At 73.1% G+C, this 17,450-nt stretch carries 15 protein-coding genes; 8 read left to right on the top strand and 7 right to left on the bottom strand.

The window, feature by feature from the left end; genetic code table 11:
• Positions 1 to 455: 455 nt before the first annotated feature.
• The 4 genes from ACIPSE_RS30280 (at position 456) to ACIPSE_RS30265 (ending at position 5,475) form a co-directional block, all read left to right on the top strand.
• Complete coding sequence (locus ACIPSE_RS30280; protein WP_401668576.1) at positions 456 to 1,313, top strand: glycosyltransferase; 858 nt, start codon at positions 456 to 458, stop codon at positions 1,311 to 1,313.
• A 63-nt stretch (positions 1,314 to 1,376) separates the two neighbouring features.
• Positions 1,377 to 2,774, top strand: a complete 1,398-nt coding sequence (locus ACIPSE_RS30275; RefSeq protein ID WP_401668573.1) for an MFS transporter — start codon at positions 1,377 to 1,379, stop codon at positions 2,772 to 2,774.
• A gap of 106 nt (positions 2,775 to 2,880) precedes the next feature.
• A complete protein-coding gene (locus tag ACIPSE_RS30270; RefSeq protein WP_401668571.1) occupies positions 2,881 to 3,903 on the top strand; it encodes a TolB-like translocation protein in 1,023 nt (340 codons plus the stop codon).
• Positions 3,904 to 4,077: 174 nt separating this feature from the next.
• On the top strand, positions 4,078 to 5,475 hold the full coding sequence (locus tag ACIPSE_RS30265; protein WP_401668569.1) for an MFS transporter: 1,398 nt from the start codon (positions 4,078 to 4,080) through the stop codon (positions 5,473 to 5,475).
• 42 nt (positions 5,476 to 5,517) lie between these two features.
• Here the strand turns inward: ACIPSE_RS30265 and ACIPSE_RS30260 are convergent, their stop codons facing one another.
• From ACIPSE_RS30260 to lnt, 4 genes are all read right to left on the bottom strand, one after another.
• A complete protein-coding gene (locus ACIPSE_RS30260; RefSeq protein ID WP_401668566.1) occupies positions 5,518 to 7,437 on the bottom strand; it encodes a helix-turn-helix domain-containing protein in 1,920 nt (639 codons plus the stop codon).
• A 181-nt stretch (positions 7,438 to 7,618) separates the two neighbouring features.
• Complete coding sequence (locus ACIPSE_RS30255) at positions 7,619 to 8,419, bottom strand: 3-hydroxybutyrate dehydrogenase (RefSeq protein ID WP_401668564.1); 801 nt, start codon at positions 8,417 to 8,419, stop codon at positions 7,619 to 7,621.
• 54 nt (positions 8,420 to 8,473) lie between these two features.
• Positions 8,474 to 8,953, bottom strand: coding sequence for an NUDIX hydrolase (locus ACIPSE_RS30250; RefSeq protein WP_401668562.1), 480 nt, complete (start codon positions 8,951 to 8,953; stop codon positions 8,474 to 8,476).
• Positions 8,954 to 8,963: 10 nt separating this feature from the next.
• Positions 8,964 to 10,574 (bottom strand): apolipoprotein N-acyltransferase, encoded by a 1,611-nt coding sequence (gene lnt / locus ACIPSE_RS30245; RefSeq protein WP_401668560.1) that lies wholly within the window; start codon positions 10,572 to 10,574, stop codon positions 8,964 to 8,966.
• Positions 10,575 to 10,824: 250 nt separating this feature from the next.
• On the opposite strand from lnt, the gene ACIPSE_RS30240 reads away from it, so the two are divergent.
• Positions 10,825 to 11,850 carry an O-antigen ligase family protein gene (locus tag ACIPSE_RS30240; RefSeq protein ID WP_401668557.1) on the top strand — a complete coding sequence of 342 codons (1,026 nt, stop codon included), beginning with the start codon at positions 10,825 to 10,827 and terminating at the stop codon, positions 11,848 to 11,850.
• A 19-nt stretch (positions 11,851 to 11,869) separates the two neighbouring features.
• On the opposite strand, the gene ACIPSE_RS30235 is transcribed toward ACIPSE_RS30240, so the two are convergent.
• Positions 11,870 to 12,421 carry a hypothetical protein gene (locus tag ACIPSE_RS30235; protein WP_401668554.1) on the bottom strand — a complete coding sequence of 184 codons (552 nt, stop codon included), beginning with the start codon at positions 12,419 to 12,421 and terminating at the stop codon, positions 11,870 to 11,872.
• An 83-nt stretch (positions 12,422 to 12,504) separates the two neighbouring features.
• Positions 12,505 to 13,290, bottom strand: coding sequence for a glutamate racemase (locus ACIPSE_RS30230; protein ID WP_401668551.1), 786 nt, complete (start codon positions 13,288 to 13,290; stop codon positions 12,505 to 12,507).
• A gap of 39 nt (positions 13,291 to 13,329) precedes the next feature.
• Here ACIPSE_RS30230 and ACIPSE_RS30225 point away from each other — a divergent pair, with 39 nt between their 5' ends.
• Positions 13,330 to 14,520 carry a glycosyltransferase gene (locus ACIPSE_RS30225; RefSeq protein WP_401668549.1) on the top strand — a complete coding sequence of 397 codons (1,191 nt, stop codon included), beginning with the start codon at positions 13,330 to 13,332 and terminating at the stop codon, positions 14,518 to 14,520.
• A gap of 39 nt (positions 14,521 to 14,559) precedes the next feature.
• On the opposite strand, the gene ACIPSE_RS30220 is transcribed toward ACIPSE_RS30225, so the two are convergent.
• The gene (locus tag ACIPSE_RS30220) at positions 14,560 to 15,828 is read right to left on the bottom strand and encodes a TerD family protein (protein ID WP_401669258.1); all 1,269 of its coding nucleotides are present in this window, start codon (positions 15,826 to 15,828) and stop codon (positions 14,560 to 14,562) included.
• A 293-nt stretch (positions 15,829 to 16,121) separates the two neighbouring features.
• Between ACIPSE_RS30220 and ACIPSE_RS30215 the strand changes: the two genes are divergently transcribed.
• Together ACIPSE_RS30215 and ACIPSE_RS30210 are read left to right on the top strand one after the other, a co-directional pair.
• Complete coding sequence (locus ACIPSE_RS30215) at positions 16,122 to 16,571, top strand: DUF6643 family protein (protein ID WP_401668546.1); 450 nt, start codon at positions 16,122 to 16,124, stop codon at positions 16,569 to 16,571.
• A 42-nt stretch (positions 16,572 to 16,613) separates the two neighbouring features.
• Positions 16,614 to 17,444: an MOSC domain-containing protein gene (locus tag ACIPSE_RS30210; protein WP_401668544.1), complete on the top strand. Its 831-nt coding sequence runs from the start codon at positions 16,614 to 16,616 to the stop codon at positions 17,442 to 17,444.
• The last annotated feature ends 6 nt before the right edge of the window (positions 17,445 to 17,450 follow it).

Here is a 17,450-nt window from a genome sequence, read left to right as displayed (position 1 = left end):
GGACAGTCCGGTACTTCCGATCCCAGGGTCTTCGGCGAGCTTCCGGACGTATGTGTTCCACATCCACTTGCTCGTGCGTGACCTCAATGGTCATGGCCCCCCACCACACGCGCAGTTACCCCTGGCTGTCAGTGAACGAGAGATACGGTCGTCAGCCCACAGCCAGGGCCGGATCGGCACCGACGTGTCTCCTCCACGCGGCGGCGCCGAAATTCAAAGCTAGAAATCAATCAAGAAGGACGATCGGCGGTTCCCCAACCACCGGACGCCCTTTGCAAATTGGTTACTATCCGTTTCCAATCCGGTTTCCACGACCGCGCTTTGACAAGCCCCCAGAGGTGAGATCCCCTGCCTCACCGGCGCGGTGATCCTCAATCTAGACCATTGACGGCAGTCACGGGAACAGTTGGACGAAACACACATCGCAATCGCGACACCGGCGTCATACTGCCCAGGTGACGAGCATCGTGATCCCCGCGCACAACGAGGCGCGAGTCATCGGACGGCTCCTCGACTCCCTGCTCGCCGAGCCCTCCGGAGCCCCGGAGGACGACGTCGACATCGTGGTCGTGTGCAATGGCTGCACGGACGACACGGCGCGCGTCGCGGCCCAACACGGCCCGCGCGTCAGGGTGGTTGAGACCCCCGTCCCCTCCAAGCACGCCGCCCTGCGCACCGGCGACGACCACGCCGTCGGCTTCCCGCGGATCTACGTGGACGCCGACGTCGTGATCACGGGCGCGGACGTACGGGCCCTCGTCGCGCCCCTGGCCGACGACGGTTCGGGTGTCCTCGCCACCGCCCCCGAACGGCAGCTCCCGCTGGCCGCCTGCGCCTGGCGGGTGAGGGCGTACTACCAGGTGTGGCAGCGCCTGCCCGCGGTGCGCGAGGGCCTGTTCGGGCGGGGGGTCATCGCCGTGTCCGAGTCCGGGCACGCGCGGATCGCCGCGCTCCCGCCGCTGATGGCCGACGACCTGGCCGCTTCCCTCGCCTTCACCGCGGCGGAACGGCGCGTGGTGGACGCGGCCCGGGTCGTGGTGCATCCGCCGCGTACTTGGCGCGATCTCATCAGGCGCCGCATCCGCGCGGCCGTCTCCACCGCCCAGGTCGAACAGCACCAGCGGCCCCAGGAGGCGTCGGCGCGCACCAGCACGGCGGACCTCAAGGCGATGCTCCGCAAGGAGCCGCGCCTGTTCCTCGGGGTCGCCGTCTTCGTCGCCGCGGCGCTGGTGGCGCGGCGACGGGCCGAAAGGGCCATCCGGGCAAGGGACTTCGACACCTGGCTGCGGGACGACAGCAGCCGGCAGGGCTGATCCCCCGCGCACCCGACGCCGTAACCCGCCTGAAGTTCTGCCGTAGCACGTGGAGTTCCGATCATGTACCTCACCGAACGATCCGCCGCACCGAGGGAGGACGCCGAACCGGGCCGAAGACGCGGCCCGGGGCGCAAGGTGGCCCCTGTCGTGCTCGTCCTGGGCACGGTCAGCCTGATCACGGACATCTCCTCGGAGATGGTCACCGCCGTCCTGCCGCTCTACCTCTTCACCACGCTCGGCTTCAGCCCGCTGGGGTTCGGCGCCCTCGACGGCGTGTACAACGGGGTGAGCGCGCTGGTCCAGCTCACCGGCGGGCATCTCGCCGACCGGGTGCGCAACCACAAGCTGCTGGCCGGGATCGGCTACGGCCTGTCCGCGCTGTGCAAGCCGCTGCTCCTGATCGCCGGCAGCTTCGCCGCGCTCGGCACGGTCCTGGCCCTCGACCGCACCGGCAAGGGGCTGCGCACCGCCCCGCGCGACGCGATGATCTCGCTGTCCACCCCCCTGGAGAAACAGGGCCGGGCGTTCGGCGTGCACCGCGCGATGGACACGACCGGAGCGATGCTCGGCCCTCTCGCCGCGTTCCTCATCCTCCAGGCGGCGGCCGACGGTTACGACGCCGTGTTCGGGGTGAGCGCGTGCGTCGCCGTGCTCGGCGTGATCGTGCTCGTCCTGTTCGTGCCCCGGCGGCGGCCGGCACCCGAGGGGGCCGGGGCCGGTGGTGCCGGGACCGGTGAACCGGCCGGGACCGGTGAACCGGCCGGGACTGGGAAAGCGGCCGGGGCCGACGAGGGTTCCGGGACCTCCGGGACCTCCGGGGACGGCGGTGCCGGGGACCGCCCGCGAGACACCAAGCCGCCCGTCCGGCTGGCCGAGGCCCTCGCCCTGCTGCGGCTGCCGCGCCTGAGGGCGCTCGCCGGGTGTGCCGCGCTGCTCGGACTCACCACCGTCAGCGACGCGTTCCTGTACCTGCTGCTGCAACGCCGGGCCGGGGTCGGCGAGCAGTGGTTCACGCTGCTGCCGCTCGGCACCGCCGTGGTCTTCCTGCTGCTCGCCGTGCCCCTGGGCGCGCTGGCCGACCGGATCGGCCGCCGCACGGTGTTCCTCGCCGGGCACGTCAGCCTGCTCACCGCGTACGGGCTCCTGTTGTGGGCCCCGGACACCGGGCTGCTCGTCCCCACGGTGCTGGCACTGCACGGTGTGTTCTACGCGGCGACGGACGGGGTGCTCCCCGCCGCGCTGGCCTCCGTCGTACCCGAGCATCTGCGGGCCAGCGGCCTCGCCATCGTCGGGACCAGCCAGGCGCTCGCCCGGTTCTGCTGCTCGCTCGGCTTCGGCGCCGCCTGGACGCTGTGGGGCGACGGACCGGCGCTCGCCGCGTCGGCGGTGGGCCTGCTGTGCTGCGCGCTCGTCGCGAGCAGGGTGCTCCGCCCGGCACCCGCGAGCGGGACACGATGAACACCCGCGGACGGAGCACGCCGAGCACCCGCCGGTGGGCCCGATGAGCGCCCCGACCGGAACGAGAACACCCTCCCCCGCAAGAACGAAAGCCACAGGGATCCAGATGACTTCGCTCCGCCGCCGCCTGCTCGTATTCGCCGCGGCGGTCCTGCTGCTCGCGGGCCTGGGCACCGGCCTGGTGCTCAAGGCCGCCGCCCGCGCGGACCGCGCGAACCAGCCGCAGTCCGGCGGCCCGGCCGTCAGCTCGGGCAAACTGACGCTCGACCAGAAGAACCGGCTGACCTTCGTCAACGGCGCCTCGGGCCCGCACCGCACCGCGGTCGCCTCCGTGGCCTCCGCCAACCCCGGGGGCGGGCGCACCGCGTCCGACCTCAAGTGCGCCCGCTTCTACGCGGCGGCGGGCACCGGCGTCTGCCTCCAGTCCGATCCGGGTGTCCTCAAGCAGAGCAACAAGGCGCTGCTGCTGGACGCCGACCTCCGTACCGAGAAAACGTTCCCTCTCGCGGGCACCCCCAGCCGGGCCCGGGTCTCCCCGAGCGGCCGTTTCGCCGCCTGGACGGTCTTCGTCTCCGGGGAGTCGTACGCGTCCGCCTTCTTCTCCACCCGGACGTCGATCCTGGACACCCGCACCATGAAGCTGATCCCCAGCCTGGAGACGTTCTCCATCACCCTGGACGGCAAGTCCTACAAGGCGGCGGACGTCAACTTCTGGGGCGTCACCTTCGCCGCCGACGACGACACCTTCTACGCCACCCTCAACACCGCCAACAAGACCTATCTGGTGCGGGGTTCGATCTCCGGCGAGTCGGTGACCACCCTGACCGAGAACGTGGAGTGCCCGTCCCTGTCCCCCGACGGGACCCGGATCGCCTTCAAGAAGCGTGTCCTGTCCCGCACCGACCTGTGGCGCGAGTACGTCCTCGACCTGGACACCCTGCGCGAGACACCGCTCGCCGAACGCCACAGCGTCGACGACCAGGCCACCTGGCTGGACGACGACACCCTCGCCTACGCCCTGCCCACCGACGGCGACGTCGACAGCAGCGACCTGTGGAGCGTCCCCGCCGACGGCTCGGGCAGCCCCCGCCTCCTGATCGCGGGCGCCTCCTCACCGGCTCCGCTCTAGGTCCCTGAGACCTTCAGGCCTCCAGGTCTCCACGCCGAGGCATAGCGTTCGCACGCATACCTCCTAGGAGAACTATGTAGCCCCACCACATATCAGCCTCACCTGAGCGTTCCTACCGTGTGCCAGCACGTACTGCACGTCTCCGTCCCCACGGCACACGAGGAAGTGGCGCTCATGGCCTCCGCAGCATCCGTCCCACCCGCACCCGCGACCCCGGGCAACCTGAAGCGCGTCGTCGCCGCCAGCCTCATCGGCACGACGATCGAGTGGTACGACTTCTTCCTCTACGGATCCGCCGCCGCCCTCGTCTTCAACAAGCTGTTCTTCCCGGACTCCGACCCGCTCGTCGGCACGCTGCTGTCGTTCCTGACGTACGCGGTCGGGTTCGCCGCCCGGCCCATCGGCGCCCTGGTGTTCGGGCACTACGGCGACCGGCTGGGCCGCAAGAAGCTGCTGGTGCTGAGCCTGCTGCTGATGGGCGGGGCGACGTTCGCGATCGGACTGCTGCCCACCCACGCGACCGTGGGCAGTGCGGCGCCCGTCCTGCTGACCGTGCTGCGCCTCGTCCAGGGGTTCGCGCTCGGCGGCGAGTGGGGCGGGGCGGTGCTGCTGGTGTCCGAGCACGGGGACGCGCGGCGGCGCGGCTTCTGGGCGTCCTGGCCGCAGACCGGGGCGCCCGCCGGGCAGTTGCTCGCCACCGGTGTGCTCTCGCTGCTCACCGCGACCCTCTCGGACGCCGCGTTCACCAGCTGGGGCTGGCGCATACCGTTCCTGCTCTCCGGAGTCCTGGTGGTCGTCGGCTTGTGGATTCGTCTCTCTGTCGACGAATCCCCCGTGTTCCGGCAGGCGTTGGCCCGCGCCGAGTCCCGCAAGGCGTCCGCGGACGCCGCGGAGAAGCTCCCGGTCGTCGCGGTCCTGCGGCACCACTGGCGCGATGTGCTGGTGGCGATGGGCGCGCGCATGGCGGAGAACATCAGCTACTACGTCATCACGGCGTTCATCCTCGTCTACGCCACGACCTCGGCCGGTGTCTCCCAGCAGACGGCGCTGAACGCGGTGCTGATCGGCTCGGCCGTGCACTTCGCGGTGATCCCGCTGTGGGGCGCGCTGTCGGACCGGATCGGGCGGCGTCCCGTCTATCTGCTGGGCGCCGCGGGCGTGGGTCTGTGGATGTTCCCGTTCTTCTCCCTCGTCGACACGGCGGGCTTCGGCAACCTGGTCCTCGCCGTCACCGTCGGCCTGGTCCTGCACGGGGCCATGTACGCGCCCCAGGCGGCCTTCTTCGCGGAGATGTTCGCGACCCGGATGCGCTACTCCGGGGCGTCCATCGGCGCCCAGTTCGCCTCGGTGGCGGCGGGTGCGCCCGCGCCGCTCATCGCGACGGCGCTGCTGGCCGAGCACGACAGCTCGACCCCGATCGCGCTGTACGTCATCGGCGCGGTCGTGCTGACCCTGATCGCCGTGGGCGTCGCGAAGGAGACGCGCGAACGGGATCTCACCTCCGTCGGCTCCGGCGACGCCGGCACGGCGGAACGGACGAGGGCGACGGCCGCGGACGCCCGCACCGTCTGAGCCACATGGTTCCGGCCCCCGTACGCCTCGCGCGTGCGGGGGTCAGGTCTGTGCCGCCAACTTGTGCAGGCGCAGGGCGAGTTGGATCTCCAGGGTGCGGGCGGGGCTCTGCCAGTCGGCGCCGAGGAGACGGCCGACGCGTTCCAGGCGCTGGGCGACGGTGTTCACATGGACGTGCAGGGCGTCCTTGGTGCGGGCGGGGCTCATGCCGCAGGCGAAGTAGGCGTCGAGGGTGCGCAGCAGATCCGTACCGCGCCGGTCGTCGTAGGTGACGACCTGGCCGATGGTGCGGTCGACGAAGCCCCGGATGTCCCGGTCACCTGCGAGGAGCAGGCCCAGGAACCCGAAGTCCTCCGCGGCGGCGCCGTCCCCGGAGCGCCCGAGGAGCCGGAGCGCGTCGAGGCAGCGACGGCCCTCCTCGTAGGCGGCGGCCACGGTGTCCGGGCGGGCGGTGAGGTCCCGCACCGGGGCGGAGGCGCCGACGGTGACGGCCTCGTGGACGGCGGTGCCGAGGTGGCCCGCGGTGCGCCGGGCCAGGGCGGTGGCGGTGTCGCCGGGTTCCAGGGGCAGCAGCAGGACGGTGCCGCCGTCGCGGGCGGCGGCCAGGCCGTGCCGGGTGGCGGCGAGGTGGGACGCGGCGGACCACAGGCGTCTGCGGGCGTCCGCCTCCTGCTCGGCGTCGCGCGCGGTGGCCTCCAGGCGGGCGGCGAGGACGACGTGGGTGGCGTCGAGATCGGCACGCAGCCGGGCGGCGCGCTCGCGCAGCAGGCGTGGGTCGCGGTCGCGGGCGTCGAGCAGGTCGTCCAGCAGCTCGCCGCGCACACGCTGTTCGGCCTCGGCGGCGGAGCGTCGGGCGAGCAGGAGCAGCGAGGTGACCATCGCGGCGCGTTCCAGGGTGCGCTGGTCGACGGGGTCGAGGCCGGGGTGGCCGTGCAGGACGAGGGCGCCGAGCAGTTCGCCGCCCGCGGCCACCACCGCGATCCAGCCGTCGCCGTGGCGGACCGCGCGGCCCTCGGCTCGGGAGGCCTCCAGTGCCCCGGCGGGGGCGGCGGGGGCCTCCAGGAACTCGACGGTGCCGTCGAGGACCTCAGTGACGGCCGCCGCCACGTCGTGGACCCCACCGCCGCGCAGGACGAGTTCGGCGAGCCGGTCGTGGATCTCGGAGGCCCGTTCGATGACCCCGCTGCGGTCGCGGATGATCTCGTTGGCCCGCTCCAGTCCGGCGAGGGCCGAGCGGGTCTCGGTGAGCAGGTTGGCGGTGTCGATGGCGGCGGCGGCCAGGGCGGCGAAGGAACCGAGGAGGGCGATCTGCTCGCGTTCGAAGACGCGGGCGCGCCGGTCGGCGGCGAAGAGGACCCCGATGACGTGGTCGCCCAGGGTCAGGGGCACGCCGAGGATGGCGACGAGGCCCTCGTCGCGCACGCCCGCGTCGATGGTCCGGGTGTGCTGGAAGCGCTCGTCGCGGAAGTAGTCGTCGGTGACGTAGGGGCGGGCCGTCTGGGCAACGAGGCCGCCGAGGCCCTCGCCCATGCCGAGGCGGAGCTGCTGGAAGCGGGCGGCGACCGAGCCCTCGGTGACCCGCATGTAGGTGTCGCCCCTGGCCGGGTCGTTCAGGCTGAGGTAGGCGATGTCCGTGCCGAGGAGGGACCGTGCGCGCTGGACGATCGCCCGCAGCACGGCGTCGAGGTCGCGCAGGCCCGCCAGGTCGTGTGCCGTCTCGAACAGCGCGGACAGCTCGGCCTCGCGGCGGCGGCGCCCCTCCAGCTCCGAGCGGACGCGCAGGGCGACCGCCTTGGCCTGTTCGAGCGCGGCGATCCGCTCGGCCGACCGTCCCTCGGCGCGGGCGATCAGCACCGGCTGCTCGTAGGCGTCGGCCGAGGCGCCCCTGGCCAGCAGGTCGAGGAAGGGGGCCTCGGCGCTGCCGGTGGGGCGTTCGGTGGACTGCGCGTGATCGCGGGACATGCCCACAGGATCACTCATCGCGCGCCGGTCCCGTCAGCCCTGTGGACAACTCCGGGCCCGGCCCCGCGACCGGCGAGGACGACACCCCGGGCCCGGAGACCCCACGAGCCAGGGCCCGCCCCCGCGACGAGCGGCGACAGGACCGCGGGGCGGTGGGCCGTGCAGGGCGGTGCGGGGCGGTTCAGTGGGCGGTCCAGCCGCCGTCGAGGACGAGCGAGGTGCCGGTGACGAAGGACGCCTGCGGGCCGCACAGATAGGCGACGGCCTCGGCGACCTCCTCCGGTTCGATGAGCCGCTTGACCGCGCTGTCCTGGAGCAGCACCTCGGCCAGGACCCGCTCCTCGGGGATGTCGTGCGCCCGTGCCTGGTCCCTGAGCTGCTTCTCGACGAGGGGGGTGCGCACATAGGCGGGGTTCACGCAGTTCGAGGTGACGCCGTGGGGCGCGCCCTCCAGCGCGGCCGTCTTGGACAGCCCTTCCAGCCCGTGCTTGGCGGCGACGTAGGCGGACTTGTAGGCGGAGGCACGCAGCCCGTGCACCGAGGACACGTTGACGATCCGGCCCCAGCCCTGGCCGTACATGTGCGGGAGCGCGCCCCTGATCAGGCGGAACGGGGCCTCCAGCATCACGGTGAGCACGGTGTGGAAGACGTCGGGCGGGAACTGCTCGATGGGCCGGACCAGTTGGAGTCCGGCGTTGTTGACGAGGACGTCGGTCCCGGCGGCGGCCGACTCGGCGGCGTCCAGGTCGGTGAGGTCCAGGACGTGGGGTTCCACGGTGCCCGCGAGGCCCGTCGCGCCCGCGGCCAGTTCCGCCAGGCCGGCCGCGTCCCGGTCGACCGCCCTGACCTCGGCACCGGCGGCGGCGAGCCGCAGCGCGCAGGCGCGGCCGATGCCGCCGGCGGCACCGGTGACGAGAGCGGTGCGGCCGGCGAGGTCGAGCGCGGGGGCGTGGGGGGCCGGGAGGGGGCGGGCTGCTGTCATGGCATGACCCTAGGCAGCGCCCTCACCTCACCCCATGTGGTCGCAACCCATACTTCAGAGGTTTCCCGTGGGGTCGAACCACGTGGGTGTCTCGGTCAGCGCCTGCTTGATCCGGAACAGCCCGAAGTCGTTCAGCTCCGGCAGCGCGTCCACCGCGAACCACGCCACGTCCAGCGACTCGTCGTCGTTGACTTTGGCCTCCCCGCCGACGGCACGGCACCGGACGGTGGTGTCCATGTACTGGCAGACGTCGCCGTTGGGATAGGTGACCGGCTCCAGGGCCTGCACGAGGACGATCCGCTCGGCCACGCACCGCACGGCCGTCTCCTCGTACACCTCGCGCACGGCGCAGGCGGCGGGCTGCTCGCCGGGCTCGGGGATGCCGCCGATCACCGACCACCGGCCGGTGTCGGTGCGCCGGTTCAGCAGCACTCTGCCCTCGTCGTCGAAGACGAGGGCGGTGACGCCGGGCAGCCACAGCCGCTGGTGTCCGGCGGTTTCACGGAGGGCGCTGATGAACTCGGGAGTAGCCATGACCTCGACCCTAACCGGCCGAGCCCGCCCGCCTGTTGCGTACCGCCGAGCCGACCGCCCAGCCCAGTCCGCCCGCGGCGACCAGCACCAGGGCGATCTCCGGCAGGATGCCGAGCCGGGTGGCGGGTGTCTCGGAGGAGCGCAGCGGCACCTTCTGGACGAGGGAGTCGGCGACGAACATGCCGGTCTTCTGGGTGATCCGGCCGTCCGGCATGATGATCGCGCTGACCCCGCTGGTGACCGGCACGGTCACGGTCCGGCTGTGCTCGACGGCCCGCACCCGGGACATGGCGAGCTGCTGGTAGGTCATCTCGCTGCGGTCGAAGGTGGCGTTGTTGCTGGGCACGGAGATGAGCTGGGCGCCGTCGGTGACCTCGGAGCGCACGGCCCAGTCGAAGGCGGCCTCGTAGCAGGTGACCAGGCCGACCTTGGCCCCGGCCATGGTGAAGACGCCCGGTTCGGTGCCCCGGCTGAAGTCCTGGTGGACCATCGACGTCCATTCGCTGTTGATCGCCCCGATGAGGGAGCGCAGCGGGAGGTACTCGCCGAACGGCTGGATCTGGCGCTTGTCGTAGGTGTCGACGGGTCCCTTGACCGGGTCCCAGAGGATCTGCTCGTTGTAGAGCTTGCCGTCCCGTTCGACGACCCCGCCGACCGAGATCGGCACCCCGATCGCCGTGGCGGCCTTCTCGATGACGGCCGCCGCGTCGGCCTCGGCGAACGGGTCGACGTCGGAGGAGTTCTCGGGCCACAGCACGAAGTCGGGCTTGGCCACCTTGCCGGCCTTGACCTTCGCGGCCAGCCGCTCGGTCTCGCGCGCGTGGTAGTCGAGCACGGCCCGCCGCTGGGCGTTGAAGTCCAGCCCCGCGCGCGGCACGTTGCCCTGGATGACGGCGACGGTCACGGTGCCGTTCTCGGCCTCGTCGCTCACCAGGGTGCGGGCGGCGAGGGCGCCCGCCACGGGGACGGCCACGCTCAGCAGGGCGACGACGGCTGCCGGGCGCCGCAGCTGCCCGGTGCGGCGCCGCTCGACGCCGAGCCGGACCGCTTCGAAGAGACCGAAGCCGCACAGGACGACCGCGAAACCGAGCACCGGTGTGCCGCCGACGGCCGCGAGGGGCAGGAAGACCCCGTCGGCCTGGCCGAAGGCGATCTTGCCCCAGGGGAAGCCCTCGAACGGCACGCGCGCGCGTGCCGCCTCACCGGCGATCCACAGCGCGGCGGACCACACCGGTGCGCCGGGCAGCCGGGAGACGGTGGCGATGCCCGCCCCGACCAGCGCGACGAAGACCGCCTCGATGACCACCAGCGCGATCCACGGCCCGGGACCGACCTCGACGCCCGTCCACACCAGCAGCGGCAGCAGGAAGCCGAGGCCGAAGAGGTAGCCGAGACCGAGTCCCGCCTTCCAGCTCCGGCCCCGCAGCGCCCAGCCGAGAACGGCGAAGGCCGGCAGGGCGAGCCACCACAGGGTGCGCGGCGGGAAGCTGACGTAGAGGAGCACTCCGGAGAGCGCGGCGGCGAGGGCCGGGACGAGGCGCAGGAGACGTGCTCCGCGCGAGGCGGACGCGGGCTCCTGGGCCTGGTCCGGCTCGTCCACGGATGTTGCGGTGACGGTCACTCCGGGAGTGTACGGCGGGTGACCTGGACGCCGACAGCGCGGTCCGCGGGGCGGTACGGACCCGCGGCAGGGCCCCGTCCTTCCCGGGCGCCCACCTGTGGCGCATCCGTCCTGCGCGACGCGTCCACAAAACGCCCATCAGCCGTTACGGTGTGCCGGAGCCTTCGCGCCGTGCCCGGTCAGGCGGTCGCGGCGGAGGGTGCGGCACAGGTCGGGGACCGGTTCGGGGGGACGGGTGGGATCGACGGGGATGACGTCTGCGGCCGGTCCGGCGCAGGACGGCGACGGCAGACGAAACGTCTCCGACGCGGTGGGGGTGGCCGTGCTCGGGGCCTGCGCGGCCTGGTCGCTGGTGACGGCCGCCGTGCACGACGGCCGGCCGGAGGGCGTGCTGCTGGCGGTCCTCGCGGTGGCCGCCGGATACGCGGCGGGCCGGATCTGCGGCGCCCTGCTGCCGGTGGCGGCGCTCGGCGCGGCGGCGCTGACGGGGCTCGCCCTGGTGGTGGCCGTGCCGCACCTCTCCTCCGGGCCCGAGATCATCACGCCGCTCGGTCACGCCGGTGCGACGGCGGCCGTGCTGACCCTCGCCACGGGCGCCGCCTGCTGTGCCGCCTGGGCGGCGCGGTCGCCCTCGCCGCGCGTGGTCCTGGGCGCGCTGGCGGCCGGGATCGTCGCGACCGCGGCCGTCGTGGGGTCGACGACCGGGTTCGTCACCTGTGCCGGGGTCCTGCTGTGCTCGCTCGCCGCGGGCCGTATGCGCCGCCGTCGCGGAGCGGGGCTGGCCGGGCTGGTCCTCGCGGCGACGGCGGTGACCGCGGGCACCTGGGCGGTCGCCGCGGACACACTCCCCGAGGGACTCACCGCCTCCCTCGCGGGCCAGCTGACCCCGCACCGCGTCGAGCTGTGGCAGGACGCCCTGGCCCTCGCACGCCAGGACGCGGCGCTCGGCGTGGGCCCCGGCCGGTTCGGCGAGGCGAGCGCGACGGCGGCCCGCACCCTGCTCTCGGACGGGAAGCCGCACTCGGCGCCGCTCCAGCAGGCCGCCGAGCAGGGGATCGTCGGACTGGTCCTGCTCGCGGCGGCCTTCGGCTGGTTGCTCTACACCCTGTGGCGCTCCCCGCGCCCGACCCCGGTCGTGCTGACCGCGGGCGCCGCCCTGACCGCGCTGGCGGCGATCGCGGCGGTGGGCAACGCGCTCAGCTTCACGACGGTGTCGGTGGGCGCCGGGCTGCTGGCCGGCCTGGCCACGGCACGCCCGCTGGCGGACACCGCCTAGCAGCCGCGGGAGGGATGGCTCAGTGCGCCGAACCCGGCGTGCCCGTGCCCGTGCGCAGCCGGTCCCGGATGATCCGGACGGCCGCCTCGGCGTCGTCCACGGTGATCGTGAACGTGTGCCCGTCCCACAGGCTCAGCCGTACGCCCTCACCACGGCGTACGACGACGGCGGTGCCCTTCTCGGGCCGCCAGCGGTAGCCCCAGCCGCCCCAGTGGCGCGGCGTCACGTTCGGGTCGACCTCGGCGCCGAGCACCTGGGAGAGCGGGATGCGGCGGCGCGGCAGGCCCATGTGGCCGCAGCGCACCTCCAGGGACTCCCGGTCGACCTTCAGGGCGACGTGCACGAACGCGAGGGTGCCGAAGAGCACGAGCAGCCCGGCGGCGATGCAGCCGACGACGGCCATGGCGAGCGGCGCGATGCCGGACGTCCACGCCGAGTCCACGGCCAGTTCGATCCCGAGGGCCAGGCAGGCGAAGCCGACGAGCGCCAGCAGCCACTGGACCCGGTTGGTGGCGCGCCCGGTCCAGACGTCGGAAGGCGGCGTCGTCCCGCCGTGGGAGTGCTCCCTCATGCATATGAGATTACTCAGGTTTCGCCTCGGGGGTACCGGGTGGCGAAGAGCGACTGGACCGGCCGGGTGTCCCCGGGGCGGGGTCAGCGCGCGGGAGTGGCGGCCGGGAGGAGCCGGCCCTCCTCGTAGGCGAGGGCGGTCGCGGGCAGGGTGCCCTCGCGTCCGCTCAGCAGGACCGTGAGTCCGCCCGCGGCCGGGGCCTGCGGAGCGGGCTGTTCGCCGATGCGGCGCAGCGCCTGCGCGGCGACGGCTCCGGCGGAGCCGTGCAGCGCGAGCGGCGGGCGGCCGGGGCGCTGGACGGCGGCGCGGATGCGTTCGGCGACGAGTTCGTAGTGGGTGCAGCCCAGGACGACGGTGGTGACGTCGTCGGGGGTGAGCGCGGCGGCGGCGGCGACGGCGGCGTCGATCGCGGCCTCGTCGGCGTGCTCCACGGCCTCGGCGAGCCCGTGGCAGGGCACCTCGGTGACGGGGACCCCGGCGGCGAACTCCTCGATGAGGCCGCGCTGGTAGGGGCTGCCCGTGGTGGCGGGGGTGGCCCAGATGGCGAAGGGGCCGCCGCCGGACGCGGCGGGCTTGATCGCGGGGACGGTGCCGATGACCGGCAGACCGGGTTCGAGGCGGGCGCGCAGGGCGGGCAGGGCGTGCACGGTCGCGGTGTTGCAGCCGATGATCAGCGCGGCCGGGTCGTGCGCGGCGGCGGCCTCGGCGATGGCCAGCGAGCGCCGGGTGACGTCCTCGGGCGTGCGCGGTCCGTAGGGCATGCCGTCGGGGTCGAGGGAGAGCACGAGATCGGCGTCGGGGCGCAGGCGCCGTACCGCGGCGGTGGCCGCGAGCAGGCCGATTCCGGAGTCGATGAGCGCGATCTTCACCCGGCCACGATAGACGATGAGCCGTCGACGGCCGCCGGTGTGGGGGACACTGCGCGGGTGAGCGCCTTCGCCTGGACCGCCGCCGCTTCCCTCGCCGCCTGGCTGTGGCTGTTGCTCTGCCAGGGCTTCTTCTGGCGGACCGACGTCAGACTCCCGCGCCGTGCGGAACCGGGCGACTGGCCCGCGGTCTGTGTCGTCGTCCCCGCGCGGGACGAGGCGGAGGTGCTGCCCGCGAGCCTGCCCTCGCTCCTCGCGCAGGACTATCCGGGGCGCGCGGAGATCTTCCTCGTCGACGACGGCAGTACGGACGGCACCGGTGAGCTGGCCCGGGAGCTCGCGCGCGCGGGCGGGCTGCCGCTGACGGTCTCCTCCCCCGGTGAGCCGCCGCCGGGCTGGACGGGCAAGCTGTGGGCGGTGCGCCACGGCATCGCGCTGGCACGCGCGCGTGAGCCGGAGTATCTGCTCCTGACGGACGCGGACATCGCGCACGCTCCCGACAGCCTGCGCCAGTCGGTCGCGGCGGCGCGCACCGGTGGCTTCGACGTGGTGTCGCAGATGGCCCGGCTGCGGGTGGAGAGCCTGTGGGAGCGGCTGGTGGTGCCGGCCTTCGTCTACTTCTTCGCGCAGCTCTACCCGTTCCGCCGGATCGGCGGGAAGGGGACGCGGACGGCGGCAGCGGCGGGCGGGTGTGTGCTGCTGCGCGCCGACACCGCCGAGCGGGCCCGGATCCCGGACGCGATCCGGCACGCCGTGATCGACGACGTGGCGCTCGCGCGGGCGGTCAAGGGCGGCGGGGGCCGTGTCTGGCTGGGGCTGGCCGAGGGGGTGGACAGCGTGCGCCCGTATCCGCGCCTGGGTGATCTGTGGCGGATGGTGTCGCGCAGCGCGTACGCCCAGTTGCGGCACAGTCCGCTGCTGCTGGCCGGGACGGTGGCCGGGCTGGTGCTGGTGTATCTGGTGCCGCCCGCGGCGTCGCTCCTGGGCCTCGTCGCCGGGGATCCGGCGACCGCGCTCCTGGGCGGGGCGGCGTGGCTGGTGATGACGGGGACGTATCTCCCGATGCTCCGTTACTACGGGCAGCCGCTGTGGCTCGCGCCGCTGCTGCCGTTCACCGCGTTCCTCTATCTCCTGATGACGGTCGACTCGGCCGTCCAGCACTACCGGGGGCGGGGTGCGGCCTGGAAGGGCCGCACCTACGCGCGTCCCGACACGATCGGCGAGGAAGGGTGAACGGCAGGGCTGAAGGCGTGGCGGGAGTTCCCTCGGCGCCTACTTGCGGCCAGGGGTCCAGTTCATGCCCCAGCCGTAGGCGTAGTCGACGGTCCGCTGCATGCTGACCCCGCGCTCGGGCACCAGGTAGCGGGCCTCGCGCTGGACGACGAGGTCGTCGCCGGTGTTGGTGATGAGGGCGAGCGCGCAGACCGTCGAGGGGACGGTGCACTCGTCGAGCGAGAAGTCGATGGGGGCGCCGAACTGCGGTTGCAGGGTCACCGTGGCGTGCAGGTCGGCGAAGGAGCGGGCGCCCTCGTAGATGGTGACGAAGACGAGGATGCGCCGGAAGTACTGCCGGTGGTCGAGGTTGATGGTGAGGTTCTCGCCCGCGGCGACGGCCCCGGTGCGGTCGTCGCCGTCGAGGTGGATGAACGGGGGCTGGTGCAGGGAGCCGAAGGCGTTGCCGAGGGCCTGGACGACTCCCTTGCTGCCGTCGGAGAGCTCGTAGAGGGCGCACAGGTCCAGGTCGAGGTCGTTGTGCATGGCCACCGGGCGGCCCAGTTTGCTGGCCCACCCCGAGAACTGCTTGCGGATCTCCCAGTTGAGGTTCACGCGCATCGCGCCGGAGGTGCCGCCCTGCTTCGTCAGCGAGACGGACGGGGCCGACTTGGTGAGCGTGACCTTGCTGAGGCTGACCGGCTGGACCGGCGGCGCGGGCGGCGCCGGGGGCGCGACCGGAGGGGGCGGCGGCACGTTCACCGGGGGCGCGACCGGCGCGGGACGGGGCGCGGGCGGAGCCGCCTGCTGCGGTTCGTCCACGGTGATGCCGTAGTCCGTGGCGAGGCCCTCCAGGCCGCTGCTGTAGCCCTGTCCGACGGCGCGGAATTTCCAGGCGCCCTGACGGCGGTAGAACTCACCGAGTACGAAAGCGGTTTCGACGCTCGCGCCCACACTGTCGAACCGGGCGACGACGGTGCCCTGGGCGGCATCCTTGACCTCGATGTAAAGGCCGGGAACCTGTCCGAAAGTGCCGCCGTCGGCGGAGGCGGCCACGACGATCGTCTCGATCGCGGGCTCCACGCGCGCGAGATCGACGTTCAGCGCGTCGATCACCTGACCGCCGGTCTGCCGCTTGCCCTCGTGCCGGACGGCACCGGAGGAATGCGCGGGCTGGTTGTAGAAGACGAAGTCGGCGTCCGAACGGACCTTTCCGCTCACCAGCAGCAGCGCCGACGCGTCGGCGTCCGGCACCCCCTGTCCCGCGCCCCAGCCCAATTCGACCCGCAGTGCCGTCGACGGCACCGGAGTATTGGAACCCTTCGACATTGACATGTCCGCCCCCATCACGTGTCACCGCGCCAGGCATGTCCCGGCAGTCCTTCGATACCTACAGGGCCAACCTATTCCCCGCGACAGGGAACTCCCACGCCGAGCACAGGAAGATCACCGGTCAACCCCCGGTAACCCGCCCGGAACTCGGTCTTTACGGGATCAGTGCACGACCCGCCGTCCATTTTGCCGAGTTCGCTCGCATTGGGGGTCCGGCGTCACTGCCGACACGGAAAACAACCCTCTTATCGGTCTCCCCAACCAGCACATCGTGGGCTTAACTTATGGCCATGACCTCCCCCCGCTCCACTTATGGCGGCGGCTACTACTCCGCCTCCTTCCCGGACACTCCGATCTACGACTCGCTCGTGGCCGAGCGGGGCACCCCGCAGATCGCCCCGATCCGGGTCCCTGCCGCGTACGACATGCCCGGCATGCCGAGCATGCCCGGCAGCAACCTGCCGGCGCTGCCGTCCGCGCTGCCCGCCCTCCCGGCGGGCCCCTCCCAGCCCTCCTACGGCTACCCGCAGGCGCAGCAGCCCGCACCGCTGCAGCAGGCGCCCGCCGCCTACATCCCGCAGCAGACCGGGCCGCGCGGCTACCCCGGGGCCCAGCCCCAGCAGCCGCGTCCGGCGGCACAGGGCATGGGCTACGAGGCGATGCGCCCCGCGGCGCCCCGCCCGAACCCGGCTCCCTACCAGGACCCGTACGGCAACCAGCAGCAGTACCGCGGGTACTGAGCCGATCCCCGGGTCACCGGCCCTTCCTGGCACGATGACCTCATGGGGAACGCGCGACTGCACTCGATCCACGTCCATCCGGTCAAGGCGTTCCGGGGGCTCGCGCCCCAGGAAGCCGTCGTGGAGCCCTGGGGGCTGGCCGGGGACCGGCGCTGGGCACTGATCGACGACGGGGGAAAGGTCGTCACCCAACGCCAGCAGCCGCGTCTCGCGACGGCCGCCGCCGAGCTCGTGCCCGGGGGCGGCGTCAGGCTGTCCGCGCCCGGCAGACCACCGCTGACGGTGGCCGTGCCGAGCGCCATCGGGACCGTGCCGATGCAGATCTTCCGGGACAAGGTCGAGGCGGTTCCCAGCGACGATCCGGCCGCGCACGCCTGGTGCAGCACGTTCCTCGGCGTCGACGTCCGGCTCGTGCACATGGACGCACCGGCCGTCCGCAGGCCCGTCGACCCCGAGTACGGGCGGGAGGGCGAGACCGTCTCCTTCGCGGACGGCTATCCGCTGCTGATCACCACGACCGCCTCGCTCGACGCCCTCAACTCCCTGATCGCCCTGGGTGATCACGCCGCCGAGGGCCCGCTGCCCATGAACCGGTTCCGGCCCAACGTGGTCGTCTCGGGCACCGACGCCTGGGCCGAGGACGGCTGGTCCCGGGTGACCATCGGCGAGGTCGAGTTCCGGGCCGTCAAGCCCTGCGGGCGGTGCGTGGTGACCACCACCGACCAGAGCAGCGCCGCGCGCGGCCGTGAGCCGCTGTACACGCTCGGCCGCCACCGCCGCATCGGGTCCCAACTGGTGTTCGGCCGGAACCTGGTGCCCGTCTCCCCCGGCACGGTCCGTGTCGGTGACCCCGTCGCGGTCCTGGAGCGGTAGAGGCCC

Source organism: Streptomyces sp. NPDC090106 (assembly GCF_044747265.1).
Taxonomy (GTDB): Bacteria; Actinomycetota; Actinomycetes; order Streptomycetales; family Streptomycetaceae; genus Streptomyces.
This window is presented reverse-complemented; position numbering and strand designations above follow the sequence as displayed.